The organism is Sphaerothrix gracilis Ecp01 (assembly GCF_030405905.1).
Classification (GTDB): Bacteria; Cyanobacteriota; Cyanobacteriia; order Phormidesmidales; family Phormidesmidaceae; genus Sphaerothrix; species Sphaerothrix gracilis.
Window position 1 is genome coordinate 1 of sequence record NZ_JASATW010000021.1, and the last position, 15,657, is coordinate 15,657.

12 protein-coding genes and 1 CRISPR repeat array are annotated in these 15,657 nt (G+C 50.8%); of the genes, 7 read left to right on the forward strand and 5 right to left on the reverse strand.

Translation table 11 applies throughout. The features are described 5' to 3' along the window. The first annotated feature begins 253 nt into the window (after positions 1-253). A CRISPR array of direct repeats spans positions 254-1,813; the repeat unit is 36 nt; unit sequence GTTTCCAACTATTCCGAATTAGACTCTTCGGTTGAG. Between the two features lie 77 nt (positions 1,814-1,890). Beyond that, positions 1,891-2,952: an IS4 family transposase gene (locus QJQ48_RS20255; RefSeq protein ID WP_346293067.1), complete on the forward strand. Its 1,062-nt coding sequence runs from the start codon at positions 1,891-1,893 to the stop codon at positions 2,950-2,952. A gap of 529 nt (positions 2,953-3,481) precedes the next feature. On the opposite strand, the gene cas2 is transcribed toward QJQ48_RS20255, so the two are convergent. Further along, positions 3,482-3,757, reverse strand: a complete 276-nt coding sequence (gene cas2, locus QJQ48_RS20260) for a CRISPR-associated endonuclease Cas2 (RefSeq protein WP_346293068.1) — start codon at positions 3,755-3,757, stop codon at positions 3,482-3,484. Continuing rightward, on the reverse strand, positions 3,757-4,692 hold the full coding sequence (gene cas1, locus QJQ48_RS20265) for a CRISPR-associated endonuclease Cas1 (RefSeq protein ID WP_346293069.1): 936 nt from the start codon (positions 4,690-4,692) through the stop codon (positions 3,757-3,759). Before cas1 ends, cas2 begins: the two co-directional genes overlap by 1 nt. Positions 4,693-4,975: 283 nt before the next feature. On the opposite strand from cas1, the gene QJQ48_RS28390 reads away from it, so the two are divergent. After that, positions 4,976-5,152, forward strand: a complete 177-nt coding sequence (locus tag QJQ48_RS28390) for a DUF559 domain-containing protein (protein WP_428843074.1) — start codon at positions 4,976-4,978, stop codon at positions 5,150-5,152. A 53-nt stretch (positions 5,153-5,205) separates the two neighbouring features. On the opposite strand, the gene QJQ48_RS20270 is transcribed toward QJQ48_RS28390, so the two are convergent. Beyond that, the gene (locus tag QJQ48_RS20270) at positions 5,206-6,063 is read right to left on the reverse strand and encodes a CRISPR-associated protein (RefSeq protein WP_346293070.1); all 858 of its coding nucleotides are present in this window, start codon (positions 6,061-6,063) and stop codon (positions 5,206-5,208) included. Between the two features lie 223 nt (positions 6,064-6,286). Here QJQ48_RS20270 and QJQ48_RS20275 point away from each other — a divergent pair, with 223 nt between their 5' ends. The 5 genes from QJQ48_RS20275 to QJQ48_RS20295 are packed head-to-tail and all read left to right on the forward strand — an operon-like array spanning position 6,287 to position 12,361. Further along, positions 6,287-8,152 (forward strand): Cas10/Cmr2 second palm domain-containing protein, encoded by a 1,866-nt coding sequence (locus QJQ48_RS20275; RefSeq protein ID WP_346293071.1) that lies wholly within the window; start codon positions 6,287-6,289, stop codon positions 8,150-8,152. Then, positions 8,128-9,234, forward strand: coding sequence for a type III-B CRISPR module-associated Cmr3 family protein (locus QJQ48_RS20280; protein WP_346293072.1), 1,107 nt, complete (start codon positions 8,128-8,130; stop codon positions 9,232-9,234). The genes QJQ48_RS20275 and QJQ48_RS20280 overlap by 25 nt, the downstream gene beginning before the upstream one ends. A gap of 51 nt (positions 9,235-9,285) precedes the next feature. Beyond that, positions 9,286-10,122, forward strand: coding sequence for an RAMP superfamily CRISPR-associated protein (locus tag QJQ48_RS20285; protein WP_346293073.1), 837 nt, complete (start codon positions 9,286-9,288; stop codon positions 10,120-10,122). Between the two features lie 37 nt (positions 10,123-10,159). Next, positions 10,160-10,615 (forward strand): hypothetical protein, encoded by a 456-nt coding sequence (locus QJQ48_RS20290; RefSeq protein WP_346293074.1) that lies wholly within the window; start codon positions 10,160-10,162, stop codon positions 10,613-10,615. Positions 10,616-10,618: 3 nt separating this feature from the next. After that, positions 10,619-12,361: an RAMP superfamily CRISPR-associated protein gene (locus QJQ48_RS20295; protein ID WP_346293075.1), complete on the forward strand. Its 1,743-nt coding sequence runs from the start codon at positions 10,619-10,621 to the stop codon at positions 12,359-12,361. A 340-nt stretch (positions 12,362-12,701) separates the two neighbouring features. Here the strand turns inward: QJQ48_RS20295 and QJQ48_RS20300 are convergent, their stop codons facing one another. Beyond that, positions 12,702-15,128, reverse strand: coding sequence for a tetratricopeptide repeat protein (locus QJQ48_RS20300; protein ID WP_346293153.1), 2,427 nt, complete (start codon positions 15,126-15,128; stop codon positions 12,702-12,704). Beyond that, positions 15,129-15,605, reverse strand: a complete 477-nt coding sequence (locus tag QJQ48_RS20305; protein WP_346293076.1) for a hypothetical protein — start codon at positions 15,603-15,605, stop codon at positions 15,129-15,131. It lies immediately after the preceding gene. Between the last annotated feature and the right edge of the window lie 52 nt (positions 15,606-15,657).

Consider the following 15,657-nt stretch of genomic DNA (forward strand, 5'->3'; position numbering starts at 1 on the left):
CGTTGGCTAAGAACATTTCTGAAGTTTCTAATAGGTGGGCATGGGTCATAGCGGTAGCTCTCTGGCATCGGCGCTATGGCTTAATCTTGCTTACTTGAGCGGATTGATGTGGGGGCAGAAAGATAAAAGCGATCGCGCTTTTGTATTTGTTTGAGGCGATCGCTTTTGTTGTTTTGATTATTCCGAATTAGACCTTTCGGTTGGGTGTTCTGGTTATCGGTGGTGGTTTTGCAGGTTGTTTAAATGCATATCTGTTTCCAACTATTCCGAATTAAGCTCTTCGGTTGGGATATTGATGCTCCAGAGTTTCAGCAACCTTGCTATGATGCGTTTCCAACTATTCCGAATTAAGCCCTTCGGTTGGGACGACTGCACAGGTGCAACTGTGAGCGCAGAGTCCATCGGGTTTCCAACTATTCCGAATTTGACCTTTCGGTTAGGCCGACAGAAGTTCTTCCTTCAGATGCTGCGAGCTACATTTCAGACTTGTTTCCAACTATTCCGAATTTGACCTTTCGGTTAGGAGCAATTGATTATGTAGCCTCCGAGTCTCAGTGGGGTAGTGGGGTAGGGTGGGCAATGCCCACTCTACTACTGAATCTAGTTTCCAGCTATTTCGAATTAGTCCCTTCGGTTGGGACGTATACAGCCTGCTCAATCGTCGATGATCCAACAGATTATTGTTTCCAACTATTCCGAATTAGACTCTTCGGTTGAGGGCACCATTGAGTTCAGTGCTTACGATGCGTGGTCTATTAGGTTTCCAACTATTCCGAATTAGACTCTTCGGTTGAGCCTAGTAAAAGGAAACAGACGATGGGACTCTTTGGACCTCACGGGTTTCCAACTATTCCGAATTAGACTCTTCGGTTGAGCAGATTCAGTGAATTCATGAACAAAGGAGTACATCTCTCTTGGCAGGAGATTCACGTTTCCAACTATTCCGAATTAGACTCTTCGGTTGAGTCCAGAATCGTACCTGCCGCCAGAGATTACCCCGCTGAGTTTCCAACTATTCCGAATTAGACTCTTCGGTTGAGGCTTAACGTGCAGCTTTTGGGTGATGCTCCCCGTCCGCCGATGGTTTCCAACTATTCCGAATTAGACTCTTCGGTTGAGTGGCGACTTTGTCGACATGGGGTTTAACTTCGGAGAACGTTTCCAACTATTCCGAATTAGACTCTTCGGTTGAGTCGTAACTCTACCGCACAATCTCAACAAGACGATTGTTTCCAACTATTCCGAATTAGACTCTTCGGTTGAGCTCGTGTTGGGTGACGGTGTCTGTGCATCTGATTTGCAAAGTTTCCAACTATTCCGAATTAGACTCTTCGGTTGAGTGTAGACAAGAAAGTCCAACAGAAAGGTCTCGTTGTTAACGTTTCCAACTATTCCGAATTAGACTCTTCGGTTGAGATTTGGAGCAGGATCACAGGCTAGGCAATATAGTCTCGCCTGAAGGGTTTCCAACTATTCCGAATTAGACTCTTCGGTTGAGTCTCAGCTTTCGGGGCACCAGCAGCTTGCAATGTGCGGTGATAAAGTTTCCAACTATTCCGAATTAGACTCTTCGGTTGAGGTATATCCCATGCCGTCTTCTTTGGAGAAGTGATGGGAATCGTTTCCAACTATTCCGAATTAGACTCTTCGGTTGAGTCTTCTATGGAGAAGTGTTGGGATTCAAAAAAGACATGATGTTTCCAACTATTCCGAATTAGACTCTTCGGTTGAGTTGTTCAACTGGAAACAGAAGAATACGATGCAATAGATTGGAACGTTTCCAACTATTCCGAATTAGACTCTTCGGTTGAGGCCTCTGTACAGGACAAAACCTTGAAGAGTAGGTAAGAAAAGGGTTTCATGGAATTGCGAAAGACCAACGAAACCCTTATGGAACAGGTTACTCTACTGCGCGATACCCTGCGAAGTCACCTCAACTGGCACGGTGCTCGATTGACATTCCTAGCAATGTTTCTCATTGCCCTGTTGCAAGTGAGAACGGTCAATTTTAGCGACTTGGCCGTGGCCTTTTGCAGTCGGGCTCAGAGCGAGTCAAGTTACAAGCGCCTGCAACGCTTTTTCCGGGACTATGAACTTGATGAAAGCGCTCTGATCCAAATGGTGGTGAGCTTGCTGAAGATACCCGAACCCTGGGTCCTTTCAGTGGACCGCACCGAGTGGCACTTTGGCAGTTGTGTGTTCAATATCCTTGTGTTGGGAGTTGTTCATCAAGGGGTAGCCATTCCGTTGGTGTGGACCATGTTGGAGAAACCTGGCAACTCCAATACCCTTGAGCGAATGCAACTGCTGAGCCGATTTCTAGAGCGCTTTGGCTACATCGAAATCGACTATCTGACGGCAGACCGCGAGTTCGTGGGTCAAGAGTGGTTCAGCTACCTCAAGGCCGTCCCCCCAACCCCCATCCGGATTCGTATCCGGGAGAACCACTGCCTGTTCGATGGACGTCGCTCTCTATCGGCCAAGACTCTCTTTGCCCATCTACAACCGTCTCAGCAGCAGGTCTTACGCAAACAGCGCCGATTATGGGGGCACTGGCTCTATGTTGCAGCGATGCGCCTAGAAGACGGCAACCTGCTGATTGTCGTGACGCAGTTCAAACCGAAGCGAGCGATTGCTGACTATGCCAAGCGATGGAGCATCGAAACCCTCTTCGGCATGTTCAAAAGCCGTGGCTTTTGCCTCGAAGCGACCCATCTGCGGGAGTCGCAGCGGGTCAGTAAGCTACTGGCGCTGCTGACGGTAGCACTGGGTTGGGCCTTGAGTAGCGGGCAGTGGTTGCATCAGGCAAAGCCGATTCCAATCAAGTCTCATGGACGTCGGGCTAAAAGCTTGTTCCGCTATGGACTCGACTATCTGCGCTCGATTCTTCTCAATCTCAACTGGAGAGTTGAAGATTTCTCTGAGGCTGTCCAATTTTTGTCCTGTACTTAGGGTTGAGGCATATCATTAGTGAGGTGAAGCAAATCGCTCTCGCTGTACTCAAGTTTCCAACTATTCCGAATTAGACTCTTCGGTTGAGATAACTTTCAACAGCGTCTGCTTCAGCGACTGATGGCTAAAAAGTTTCCAACTATTCCGAATTAGACTCTTCGGTTGAGACACGATTTCTTACGGTAGAGAGTTTTTTTACTGCTCTCAATAGTTTCCAACTATTCCGAATTAGACTCTTCGGTTGAGTCTTGATACTCAGGTATCTGACCTGGTTCTTGCGTTTCTAGTTTCCAACTATTCCGAATTAGACTCTTCGGTTGAGTGCGCCCGTTTGAAAGCCAAGCCCTGCAAGGGCTTCACCCCCCTCCATCCACGCATCTCTACTCTAACACCAAATGAGCCGTGAATACGCTCCTCCTGTAGCCCCCAAATCCCCTGTCATACATAGCTTCCACACATAAAAACCAGAACATCAGCCTTGCAGCCGATCGCCCTCATGCGTGGAAGCCTTAGCAAACTGACAGCAACCTCAGACAATATAAAACTCCGGTGGCTGCTCCGGAGGCAAACTACCAATAGACAGAGCCTTTGCCAACGAATCCTGAGTAATCCAGTAAAGTCTGACATTATCCTCCTCTGGTTTAACTCTGCGCTCAAGCGCACTGTAAAGCCGTTTCATCTCCGACAAACTCATAAAGCACTCAAAAACTGAGTACTGAACCCGCCTGCCATAGCCCTCTAAAAAAGTAGCCAGCTTATTGCGCCGCTTATCATCCGGAATGTCATAAACGACCAAGACCAACATTACTTATTCACTCGTTGAAACGCCTCATAAGAATGATTTCCTAACAAAGCTCGCTTATAGCGCTGCACCTGTAGCTCAATCGCACGGCGATACGTCACAGACTCCTTCACATCCGGATGCGACACTTTCTCAGTAATCCGCAGCTCAAATCTTTTCAGAAATATTCGCTTAGCCGCTCCCGTCAAATAGACACCCTGATTTTGCTTAGGCCAGCTAAAATCTGTCGGACGAATTGACTTTTGATTAATCAGCCGCATCACTAGCGAATCCACAATCGGCGATCTAAACTCCTCCATCAGATCAAACGCCAAATACGCCTTCTGCCGCTCCGCCCCGTGCAAATTGCCCAAGTACGGATTCAGCCCCTCCGCCAGCAGCAGGCTAAACACATTGTTAAACAACAGCGTATAGCCAAAACTCAGCAGCGAATTCACCGGATCCGTCGGCGGATGAAAATTGCGCCCTAGCCAGTCAAATCCTGGATTTGTGATTAGCGGCTTGAACGACTGAAAATACTGCGTTGCGCCGATGCCCTCATAGCCCCGCACCTGCTCCAGCGTCAGTCCTTGCTCCACCGCCATTAAGTGCGATCGCCCCGGACGGTAGGCAAAACTGGTCGGCTCAAACTCAGCTTCTATCACTGGATAGAGCACCTGCAACAGCGCCTGCTGGACAATGCAGTCTCTCACAGTGGGCACCCCCAACTCGCGCCAGCTTCCCGTTTTCTTCGGTACGAAGAGCTGTCGCAGCGGCATCGGTCGATATGTGCCAGCAGCTACTGCCCGCCTCAAAGCTGGCAGCGCCCTTGCCTTACGGCGACCAAACTCAGCAATGGTCTCACCATCAACCCCAGCACAGCCCTGATTCGTCGCGACTTTATCCCAGGCCAGCTCGAAGTTGATCGGTTCTAGGAAGCGATCTCTGAGGGACAGCACGATTAAACTCCTGAACTTCAAAGTTTTTGCCTATCTCCAAGTCCCTCTCCCAGTTGTGGGAGAGGGATTTAGGGAGAGGGCCTAGCCGCTCTGACTCCCAACCCGCCCTGCCAAAATCTAAGGACAAAAGCATTAGTCTGGCCGTTGGCTTGCTCGGGTATCCCTCCATCCCCTGGCCCCTTCCTCTCCGATTGGGAGGAAGGGGAAGCGATTAAACCGGAAAGGGGAAGAGCAATTCTGAAACTTGGGGTGTTGGGAAAAAATCTACTAGTCACGACTTATCATTGAAATCGACGGTCCAATCCATGACCATCAGCGCGATCGCGATCGCCAACGACAGGCACAGCTAGAAACGCTGGGGTTAGTAGTCCTCCGCTTTCCAACCCACGCAGTCGAAGAACAACTCTCCGAAACCTTGTTAACAATTGACCAGTGCGTACGTGATCTTTCAAACATTTAGCGGCTATCCTCGAAATCTTCGCCTGAACCTGGAAGAGGGATTTAGAGAGAAGGCTAATGCTGTCTCCGCCGTCGCTTCTGCTTAATCGGCTTGATCTCGTAGGACACATCCACCGCAATGATTCTTGGGGGCTGATGTAACTGACTGATGTACTGCAAAGGCCGCTCCGGACGGCTGCAAGCCAGCAGTATCCCCGCCGTAATGCCCTTCGTGCCGCCGGTATAGTCAGCAATCACCTCAGCATCGGCCAAAGGCTCTGAAAATTCTGCCGCATCAGCATAGATGGCATTCACCAACCGCTGAATGTAGTTAGGGTCATCCACTAGTTCATCGGGTATCAGTAAGCTTAGCCTTTCGCCCGGACGCTCTGGATCCTCGATTGCATAGTTGCCGTAGTGCAGCTTCAGGGTTTGGGTGACCCCTTTCAAAGCTAATTCACTGGCGAGCTGATCTGCGTAGGGCATTGACTTCTCGGTACAGAGAATCCAGCAGTGCTTTAGCTGTCTTGGCTCCCCTTGCTGCCAGTGAAACTCAATTGCGACTTTAGCGGGAGAGGCGTGGCTAGGGCTCATCACTACAATCAGCCCTGGGTAAGTTTGATCCAGCGGTTTGACATTGACCTGCTGAATCTCCTTGATTGCCAAAAAAGGCAAGCGCGATCGCAACCAGCGGGTCAGGTTAGTGAAATAGGTCAGTCCTAGCAGCACCAGCATCAGCGTTAGCGTCAGCCAGAGGTCAAACGCGGCCTGGTTCAGTCCCCAGCGCTCCACCATCCAAGGACTCAGCCGCTCCCAGAAAAGGGTAGAGACCCCATCCGAGACAATAGTGAATACCAGTGTCCCCACCAGGAAAAAAGCGATGAAATTCTTGGTCGGGTCTGAAATTGCTTCAACAATGCGGTTGCGGTTCATGGCAAGTGCTTTGCAGGTGGGTAAAGTTTTTTGCTGCTGAGGCGAAGAATTACTTAAATTCTGCTGTCAAGCTGAAACTCGGCTCCTATATTGGACTGAATTTTGACAGTCAGGCTCTACCTCAACTGGCGATTTCCATTAAACCTAGTCCCTGGAAGACCCTGCTTCCAATGCCCTGTTAGGGTATGAACACCTTAGATTTTTGCTCCATCTCGGTGAGCGTATGACTGCTTCTGTTTATACCGCCATTACCTTTGCCCCCGTGCAGGGCTTCATCGAAAAGTCGCGCAAACTGCGAGACCTCTATGGCAGCTCAATCATTCTGTCCTATCTAGCCGATGCTATCTGCGCTGAAGCCCGGACTTACTTTGAGCAGCCCGAACACTCCCCGTGGCCAGATGATCCGGTTATTTCACCGGCTCGGATTAACGTCGCTCGTGGCACGCCAAACCAAATTATTGTGCGTGGCCGGTTGCCAAAAGAAAACGCCAAAGCTGCCTTAGACAAAGCTTGGAAAACTTTAGTAAATAGCTGCCGCTGCTGGATTGAAAGTAACGTGGTCTGGAAAGAGACTGAGTCTGCCAATCCGGAAGAGGCTTGGAACTACTACTGGGAGCGGGCTTGGCGAGAGTGGAGTAACCACAACTGGGAATTTTTCTGGGCGACGGGTGACTCCATCGAGGCCGCTAGGGCCAAGCTCAACCAGGTCAAATATGCTCGTGCCTGGACCGGAATTAATTGGGTAGGTGAAAGCTCAACCTTAACAGGGCTAGACTCGCGCGCTTGGCCAACACTGGGATTTCACAAATCTCATGAGCGCTCTAAGCAAGCCGAAGAAAACGAAGTCAAAGCTTTTTACAGACAGCTCAGTCAGGCCATTGTCCCCCCTGCAAACGATGACGCCGAGCTCAACGAGAGTATCATCACGCCGCGTGAGCAACTCAGTATTCCGGAACTGATTAAGCGATTAGTAACCATCGAGGCGATTACGGGTGTGCAATCCCAGCTAGAGCTACCGAGATCCTTCAGTGCGATCAACCGCTGGAAATCAACTACAACAGCCGCAGAAGATACCGATGGCACTGAGGATGCCGATCGCGCTGAAAGCAGCCGCTGGACAGGCTGGTTTCAAGGTGATGGCGATCGCGCGGGTAAATATCTCCAGTCTTTAAGCAATCAGGTCAACAATCTGACTGAGAAAGAAGAGATTTTGCATACCTTTAGTCAACAGATGCGCCAGTGGGGCTGGCGACTGAACACCTATCTCCCCCCCGCCCCAGATCGCCGCGCCCGAGAACGCTCAGGCCGCAGCATCTATAACGGACGCATCATCTACGCTGGCGGCGATGACTTTTTAGGAGTTTTATACCGCAATCCTCCCGAGCCAGAGCTGAGGGCTAGCGAGTGTCTTGAGTGGTTCTATCGCTTCAAGCCGGAAATTTGGCAATCGCATCAGCAACCGATTAGCGTCAGTGTCGGTTTTGTCTGGGCCGCGCCGCGCGTCCCGCAACGAGACGTGCTGCAGCATTGCCGCCTAGCCGAGAAATCTGCCAAAAATCAGGGCCGCGATCGCCTGGCGCTACGGGTGCTTTTCAATGGTGGTAACCATTTAGAGTGGGGTTGCCCCTGGCGTTTCTTACCCGTCCTTCAAGACTATATCGATCGCACACCGCAAAACGGCACCGACCAGTGGACTCATTTATATAACGATGTGGCTACGCTTGAGGCCCGCCATGCCTTTGCCGGCAGCCAGTCCATCGTGGCTTTGCGCCTATTCCAAGTGTATTTCACCGAGGCGGCTGCCTTTGCCAGGGCTGAGCAAAATTGTAGCGCCTGGCAGGTAGACGATCGGCAAAGCTTCTACGAGCTAATGTCGTCTGATGCCCTCGATTTAGAACACCCAGCCCTGTGGAATCAGGTGGATCCAACCACACACCAAATTACAGGAGGACTGCTCGGCGATCGCGATCGCTATCTCACTGCTGAGCAGCAGTTGGATACAACTCAGGTACATCAGGCGGTCAATCAGTGGATTATCAATCTTGCCAAAGTGGGCTTTCATCTATGTCGCAGCCATTCCAATACCTAATCACCGTAGAACCCTTGGGCCTGCTTTACGGCAGTGCTGGTCGATTCCTCTCGCCAGAAAACTTGGTCGGGCGATCGGGGACGCACTTTCCGCCCAGTGCAGCTACGCTCTCGGGCCTGTTTGCCCACGCTGCTAGTGAGCAAATGGCTGCTGCATCAGCTAGCAAGCTCCATGAGGTTCTAGCACCCTTACAGTTAGCAGGTCCTTTCTGGGCCAAAACCGATCAGGTACACGGCGAAGATCAGCAAATTTTTTACGTGCCTACGCCGCGTAACTACCTGAGCGAAGCGGGAAAGCTCAAGCATCAGTTGATCTGCTATTCCCACCATGATGAGGACGGTGATACCTACGTTTGGCTAGAGGCTAACGGCGAAAGCCCAACCGGAAAGTTCGAGAGCCAAAGCTGGATTGCTATCGACCAGTGGCGATTGCCCCAGGCCGTGGTGACCAATCCTCCCTGGACGTACGTGCCTCACCTACATCCGCGATTGGCAACTGACCAGCGGCGCGTTGTTGAGCCTGATGAAGAGGCCGCCACGGGCAGCCTCTTCCTGGAGAACGGGGTACAGATGGAACCGGGGACTTGCTTGGTGTATCTGGCCAATCAAGCATTAGAGCCAGGCTGGTATCGCTTTGGCGGCGAAAGCCATCTAGTGGAAGTCAACTGCCTACCTCTGGCCAATCCCATGAAGGCGCTGCTAGCAGAACCCATTCAGCAAATCTGCGCTCTAATTGTTCCAGCCGTATGGGGCTCGAACCGGCTTTCCTACCGTTTTCCCCAGGCTTGGCGTGACAAGCTAGGTACCGTGCTGACTGCACGCCCGACGCCTTTTCGATATCGTCTAGGTCGCAAGGATGCTAGTAAACCCGCTCGTCTTTCACGCGGTCGATATGCGGTGCCAGCCGGTAGCGTTTACGTCTTTGAGGAAGCGCTTAATTGCAGTTGGTCAGACTGGCCGGATGAGTGGTTTCCTCAAGAAGGTCCTTATATGAATCGCTGGGGCTGTGGTTTAGCCTTGCCTTTACCTGCCGATAAGGTACAGCTTGCGCCTAACCAAAAGCACGCTCAGGCGATCGCCTAATCGAGTTTCCTGTAGATAGCTGACTAACCCTCTTTGAATTAGCTCAAACTTATGTATCACAAAGCCTACGGCATCATCGAAACGTTGGCCCCGCTTCATGTGGGCGCGAGCGCCGGTGAAGAAACCGGCAACTTGAATCTCATCTTTCGCGATCAGTTTACGCAGACGGGCATTATTCCGGGCAGTTCGATTCGCGGTCGATTCAGGGCTGATATGCGACAGCAGGAAGAAGACTTTGAACGTTGGTATGGAGCTGAAGCTAAAACGGGAGAACCCAATAGCACCACTGAAGGCATCATCAAGTTTGAATATGCTTCAATCCTCTGGATGCCAGTCTACTGTCCTAATCAGCCGGTTGTCAGGGTATCTTGTCCGGCTCTGCTTAAGCGCTATCACAAACTAGCTACAGGAAAGCTAGAAACACCGACCTTCAAACCTTACAGCTACTATGGCAAGAAATCTGGCGAGAAGCTTTTCTTCAATTTAGGTTTTCTACAGTTGGGTGATAAAGACGAAAATTTGAAGCACTACATTCCGAACTTCGTATCTGACCATGATACTTATTTGTTACTGGTTGTCGATGACACCGATATGTCGATGATTCACGACATGGCGCTCTATCGCCAAAGCCGAGTTTCGTTAGAGACGAAACAAAAGCGAGCCAAGAAGGGCGCTTTCTTCGACGTAGAGGCGCTGCCAGAAGGCACAATTATGACTTTTCCATTGGCATCCCGTAAGACTTTTCAGCGAGAGTCCGTTCAATTGCAAACCTTTTTTAGGGTAGCTGGCTTTGACAAGGGTAGAGAACTCTATTTTGGTGGCCTCGAATCTGTTGGTTTTGGCCGTGCTCAAGTGACCTTGCAGGAAAGCAATAGCAAACTTACCTAGTCCCTATCGCTTCGTCCATTCAGAGAAAAAACTAAAAATGACTCAACTCGATACGCCAGAAAACTCTGTTGGCTGGCAACCTTATCATCTAGATCATGCGGCCCAGAGTCTAGTTTTAGACCAAAGAGATAAGAAAAATGTTCTCAATGAATCTCACAAGATGAGAATGGCCGTTGCCTACGGCCTAGAGCGCTTCTGGGGTGAGCATCTCCGCTACGAACGGGAGAGGGGAAATGAAAGCCGCAACAAAGGGCTGTACTGGAAAGCGGTTTGGTGTACTTTGGCTGATATTCTTAAGCCTAGCGGCATTGAACTGCCAGATGCAGAAGGTACTGTAGCCTTCGATAACACCAACGACATTAAGCGAATTGCGGCTGAAATCTGGCAGATGCCACTGGAGCAGCAAAAAGTTGCGCTGATGGTCTTAAGTCAACTGTGTGACTCACTGGTCTGGTGGACTCAACGATATAAAAAGCAAACAAGTGAGGGGTAGACGATGGTTTTTGCCCAAGCATTTCGGGAAGCAGAGGCCAAGAAAGGTAAAAAGACTGATGTTCCTGCTCCTTCACAACAGATAGAAACTCATCCAGAACAGGTGCCGATGATGTATCGGGCTCAGGTTCAAGGCCGCTGTAGCTTGCAATATGCCAATGACAATAAAGACCTTGAACGCTGGACAGAGGAATGGGTTAATCCTCGTACGCAGACTGGACAGCCGCTCTATCAGCACGAGGAACGGCCGGTTGGTTTGGATGGCACGATTTATCGATTCAAGCTTAAGTTTCCTTGGCGTGTCTTTACTGACTGTGGCCAGGATAGTATCCTGCGGCCTGTTATTGGTAAAGATGGTATGCCCTTCATACCCGGCAGCAGCCTCAAGGGAATTTTTAGGCGTTTGCTCTATTCTCAAATCACAACTGAACAGGAGCAAGAGGAAGTTGAACTCTACTGTGGTAGCCAAGAGAAGACGGCTCTGCTTCGTTTTCACGGTGCCTATCCCATAGGTGACTGGGCTGGAACAGAAGTCGTTACTTCTGATCAGAGAAGTGAATCACAACCTAAGATCCGCTATCGGATGGTGGATGTGGTTCATCCGCAGCAGCCTAGACAAGTTCAAGGTAAGGGGTCTGCTAAAGCGATCGCTTTGATCAGTTTCCATGAACCAACTCTGTTGTTTGAACTCAGCAGCACTCAACCCCTTGTTCTTGAAACTTGGCAGCACATTGAAGGCTTATTCAAGCGGGCACTGCGCCAGGGTTTGGGCGGTAAAACGAGTACAGGCTATGGTTTGTGGGTAATTCCCAAGAATCAATATGCCTTCAATCTTTATTTGCACGGAGTAGGCGTAAGCTCCCTCTTACGCAATGGTGAGCCAGAGTTTCGTCCCAATCTCTTCAAGGCAACGCTACGGGGGCATGCTAGTCGGCTGCTCGCAGGTGTATGCAAAGATCCAAGTATTGTTAAAGGCAAGGTAGATGAGCTGTTTGGCTCCACGAAAAATCCTGGCAAAGTTGAGCTTTATTGGGAACTAAAAGCGTTGAACCTAGCAACTCAGGGACGGGAAAAAACGCCTATCTCTCAGGTGAACGGAGTTTTACACCTTGATGCGCCAGCACAAGATCTTGAATTTATTAAAGGTCTGGCGGCCTTTGCCTACGCAATGGGAGGCTTCGGTAAATCCTGGCGGCGCGTTTGGCACAAAGGCCCTGACGCTTGGCATACTGGTTTTCTACCTACCTACACCACTAGAGCGATCGGCTGTCAATGGAGTGGAGATGTTTTGGATACGCCTGCGGGTGATATTCACGACGGTCAATCACTGCAGTCATTTCTTCAAAATTTACACAGTCAGTGTAAAAGTTATCTGGGTATCAACGATGCCAAAGCCATTAACTGGCGGGAAGCTTGGCATCCAAGGCGATTAGCTGTTTTCACTAAAGAAACTTCAGAGTCTGAAGCTATTAGCTTGTTCCATAATGATGTCTTCAAGACTACACCAGCCGTAGGGGGGAGAACACCCGATCCGAAGGATGCAAAACTTCGGTTTAGTTCTGTATGGCACCGTATGTTGCCGCTGACGAAAGAAAACTATCTTGAGATTGTGACAATCTTTTTTGGGTCCTACAGTGAGCACAATCCTTGGCTACGCGATGAAGAAGATCAGCTTCCTTTCTTCATTGAAGCATTAGAAAGCTCAGGCTTTAAGAAACAGTGGGGAAGTCTTCCCAATAGCTCATGAAACTTACTGTGTTCCATAAGCTGTGGCCATAAACTTGTGATGTAAGCGCGCGATCGCTATGTCCAGCAGTTTTAATCGCAATTTTAACCTAGCGGCCCCTGGAGCGTCGCCGCAACTGTCGCTGAATAACGGCAAACCACTGCGTTGATGATTAAAAGATGACACCAAAGGCGGACGAGATCACAAGAACACTGCCCAGTAGCGCCGGTGAATCAGCAGAGCGAACCCAGCGGATATTGCCAGCAAAGCGCTAGTTCAGACACAGACCCCCAAAACTAGCAGCCAGCCCCCCTTCCCTTCCGCCCTCTGCCCTCTAACTTCTGCCCTCTACCTTCCCTCTCTACTGCCCCTGCTGGATTATCTGTAGTAGCCCCTGCGTCAGCCGATGGTCTGAGAGCTGCCCGACTTGTCCAGCGGCAATTGCCTGCTGCAAGCAACCGGCAAAATTGTTAATGCCCGTTCGCGTATTAGGATGATCTTGCCCCAGCACTTGCAGCCAAACACTAACCGCCTGAGCATAGAGCGGCTCGGCCTCTGGGTAGCGGCCCATCGATTCATAGAGATCGGCTAAATTACTCAAGCTTGAGGCAGTGTCAGGATGCTCGGCTCCGAGCTGGGCTTCTCTGATTTCGAGCGATCGCTGCAAGAGCGGCTCGGCCTCTGGGTAGCGGCCCATTGCATAATAGAGAGCGGCTAAATTATTCAAGCTTAAGGCAGTGTCAGGATGCTCGGCTCCGAGCTGGGCTTCTCTGATTTCGAGCGATCGCTGCAAGAGCGGCTCGGCCTCTGGGTAGCGGCTCATTGCATAATAGAGAGCGGCTAAATTATTCAAGCTTGTGGCAGTGTGAGGATGCTCGGCTCCGAGCTGGGCTTCTCTGATTTCGAGCGATCGCCGATAGAGCGGCTCGGCCTCTGGGTAGCGGCCCATTGCATAATAGAGAGTGGCTAAATTATTCAAGCTTAAGGCAGTGTGAGGATGCTCGGCTCCGAGCTGGGCTTCTCTGATTTCGAGCGATCGCTGATAGAGCGGCTCGACCTCTGGGTAGCGGCCCATCGATTCATAGAGACCGGCTAAATTATTCAAGCTTGTGGCAGTGTGAGGATGCTCGGCTCCGAGCTGGGCTTCGCTGATTTCGAGCGATCGCCGATAGAGCGGCCCGGCCTCTGGGTAGCGGCCCATCGATTCATAGAGACCGGCTAAATTATTCAAGCTTGTGGCAGTGTGAGGATGCTCGGCTCCGAGCTGGGCTTCTCTGATTTCGAGCGATCGCTGATAGAGCGGCTCGGCCTCTGGGTAGCGGCCCATCGATGCATAGAGACCGGCTAAATTATTCAAGCTTGTGGCAGTGTCAGGATGCTCGGCTCCGAAGCGCTGTTCGGTCATGGCGAGACAGGCTTGATAGGCATTTTTAGCTTCAGGCCAGAGGCTTTGCCCCCGATAAAACCGGGCTAAACCTATGTAGGGCCAAACGGCATCGGTGTCGGTAATCAGGTGAGTCAGAAATTGAGCAACGAGGGCCATGTGCGGGATGGCGTCCTTGACCTGGGCTTGAATGCTTACAGTAATAGTTGGGGGTATCTGCTTGGCAATGGCGGTGAGTCCATTAGCCACCCTGGTTTGCAGCGCCGTCTTTTGTGCGGCTAGCTCAGTCTCTAGCTTTTCGCGGATAAATTCGCGTACTAGCTGATGTAGCTGATAGGCTCCCTCTTCGTCTCGGCGTACTAAATTTAGCTTCACCAAACTTCGTGCAGCCGCTTCTAAATGATTCGTCGATAGCAGTGGAAAGCTGAGTTTTTCAGTTGCAGGCTTGGGCCAGAAGCGCCGCCAAAGCCGCTGCATCCAATGCGGTTGAGAGAGAGTGGGCTGGGGTGGGTTATTGGCTGAATCAATCAGCTGCGGCGAAATAGGAGCCAGCGCAAATATACTCAACAAACCTGCCAGCCACTTGGTTTCAGGTAGTAGCTCTCGCCAGCTCAGCTCAAAGGCGGCGACAACATCCTGTTTGTAAGCCATCTCCCCAGGAACATCCCGTAAAGCTGGTGTTGATAAGCGACTGGCCTGTAATCTTACTAACAAGTCTGATAGGGGAATAGTAACCTCTGCTAAATAGCGCCCTACTAGCTCAATCCCCAGAGGTAAATAGCCCAACCATTCACAGATTGATTCTGCTACAAGCTGCTCTGACCAAAGTTGCTTTTCGGCTTGACTCTGCTGCCACAACAGCTTAAAGGCATCCAGAGGCAGCAGCGTATCCAAATCTAACCGATTGACCGGAGTTCCAAGCCGTTTGCGAGTGGTGATTAGAACCTGACAAGCTGATGCTTCGGGTAGGAAAGGCTGAATCGCTTCATAATCAACCACATCATCAATCAGCAACAGGCGTCGTTGACCTGGATATTCACTCACCCACTGCTCGTAGCACCATTGCACCCGTTTTACTGCCGATAGATTGTCAGGTACTTGCCAACCTCTGTAAGCAGCCGCTTCTAAAATCTGTGACGACAGCTCTTGTTCACGCACCTTGAAGTACCAGCGCCCCCCAGGGTAATTGACTTTATATCGCCGCACATATTCCTGAGCCAGTGCCGTTTTGCCAATGCCACCCATGCCTGCTACAGCAGCAATTGCCACCTGCTCGGAGCGCTGCAGCTTTGCGTGCAGCGTGTCTAGCTCAGCTTGCCGCCCAACAAACTGGGTGACAATCAGGTTCTCTAGTCCATAGTCTGGGATGCTTGGCTTTGGCGGTGCCTCTCCCGCCGACTGCAGCTAAGAAAAATGAACCGTTGACCCATCGCCTACGTTATAGACATTTGTGTGAGGTGCATTCACCTGAGTGTTCTGACGGTCGAAATTCTGCTGCACGTTTTGAGCATTCACATCTTCCATCTTCACAATCACCTGATGCAGCTCACCGGCCAGTTCCTTTACCTGTGCAGCAAACGGATCGTTGGGTTCAGGGGTCTTAGCCAGTTCAGTTTCTAGATAGCCCTGCAAAACTTCTAGGTCGGCTTTAGATCCCTTCGCTGCCGACTCTAGGCGCTGATTTACTCCCGGCTTGCCCTTAAAGCAGCGCTGCCACACTAGCTGGCCCAGCTGCTGCACCTTTTCATTCACCTTGGTCACCGCCGCCTCGCCCAGCTGAGTCGCTGTTGCTTCGAGCTTTTTGCCCGCCCCCTCATAGAACTTATCCAGCACAATCTGAGCAATTACCGTCGCCGCTGCCAAAGAGAGAGGTTCTAGCATGAGAGTTCTGATTTAATGCGATCGCTACTCCTTTTTACCCCTTCTATTAGGT

Coding starts and splice junctions, on each gene's coding strand:
- QJQ48_RS20255 (WP_346293067.1), top strand. CDS start 1,891: ATGGAACAGGTTACTCTACTGCGCGATACCCTGCGAAGTCACCTCAAC.
- cas2 (WP_346293068.1), bottom strand. CDS start 3,757: ATGTTGGTCTTGGTCGTTTATGACATTCCGGATGATAAGCGGCGCAAT.
- QJQ48_RS20270 (WP_346293070.1), bottom strand. CDS start 6,063: ATGAACCGCAACCGCATTGTTGAAGCAATTTCAGACCCGACCAAGAAT.
- QJQ48_RS20275 (WP_346293071.1), top strand. CDS start 6,287: ATGACTGCTTCTGTTTATACCGCCATTACCTTTGCCCCCGTGCAGGGC.
- QJQ48_RS20280 (WP_346293072.1), top strand. CDS start 8,128: ATGTCGCAGCCATTCCAATACCTAATCACCGTAGAACCCTTGGGCCTG.
- QJQ48_RS20285 (WP_346293073.1), top strand. CDS start 9,286: ATGTATCACAAAGCCTACGGCATCATCGAAACGTTGGCCCCGCTTCAT.
- QJQ48_RS20290 (WP_346293074.1), top strand. CDS start 10,160: ATGACTCAACTCGATACGCCAGAAAACTCTGTTGGCTGGCAACCTTAT.
- QJQ48_RS20295 (WP_346293075.1), top strand. CDS start 10,619: ATGGTTTTTGCCCAAGCATTTCGGGAAGCAGAGGCCAAGAAAGGTAAA.
- QJQ48_RS20305 (WP_346293076.1), bottom strand. CDS start 15,605: ATGCTAGAACCTCTCTCTTTGGCAGCGGCGACGGTAATTGCTCAGATT.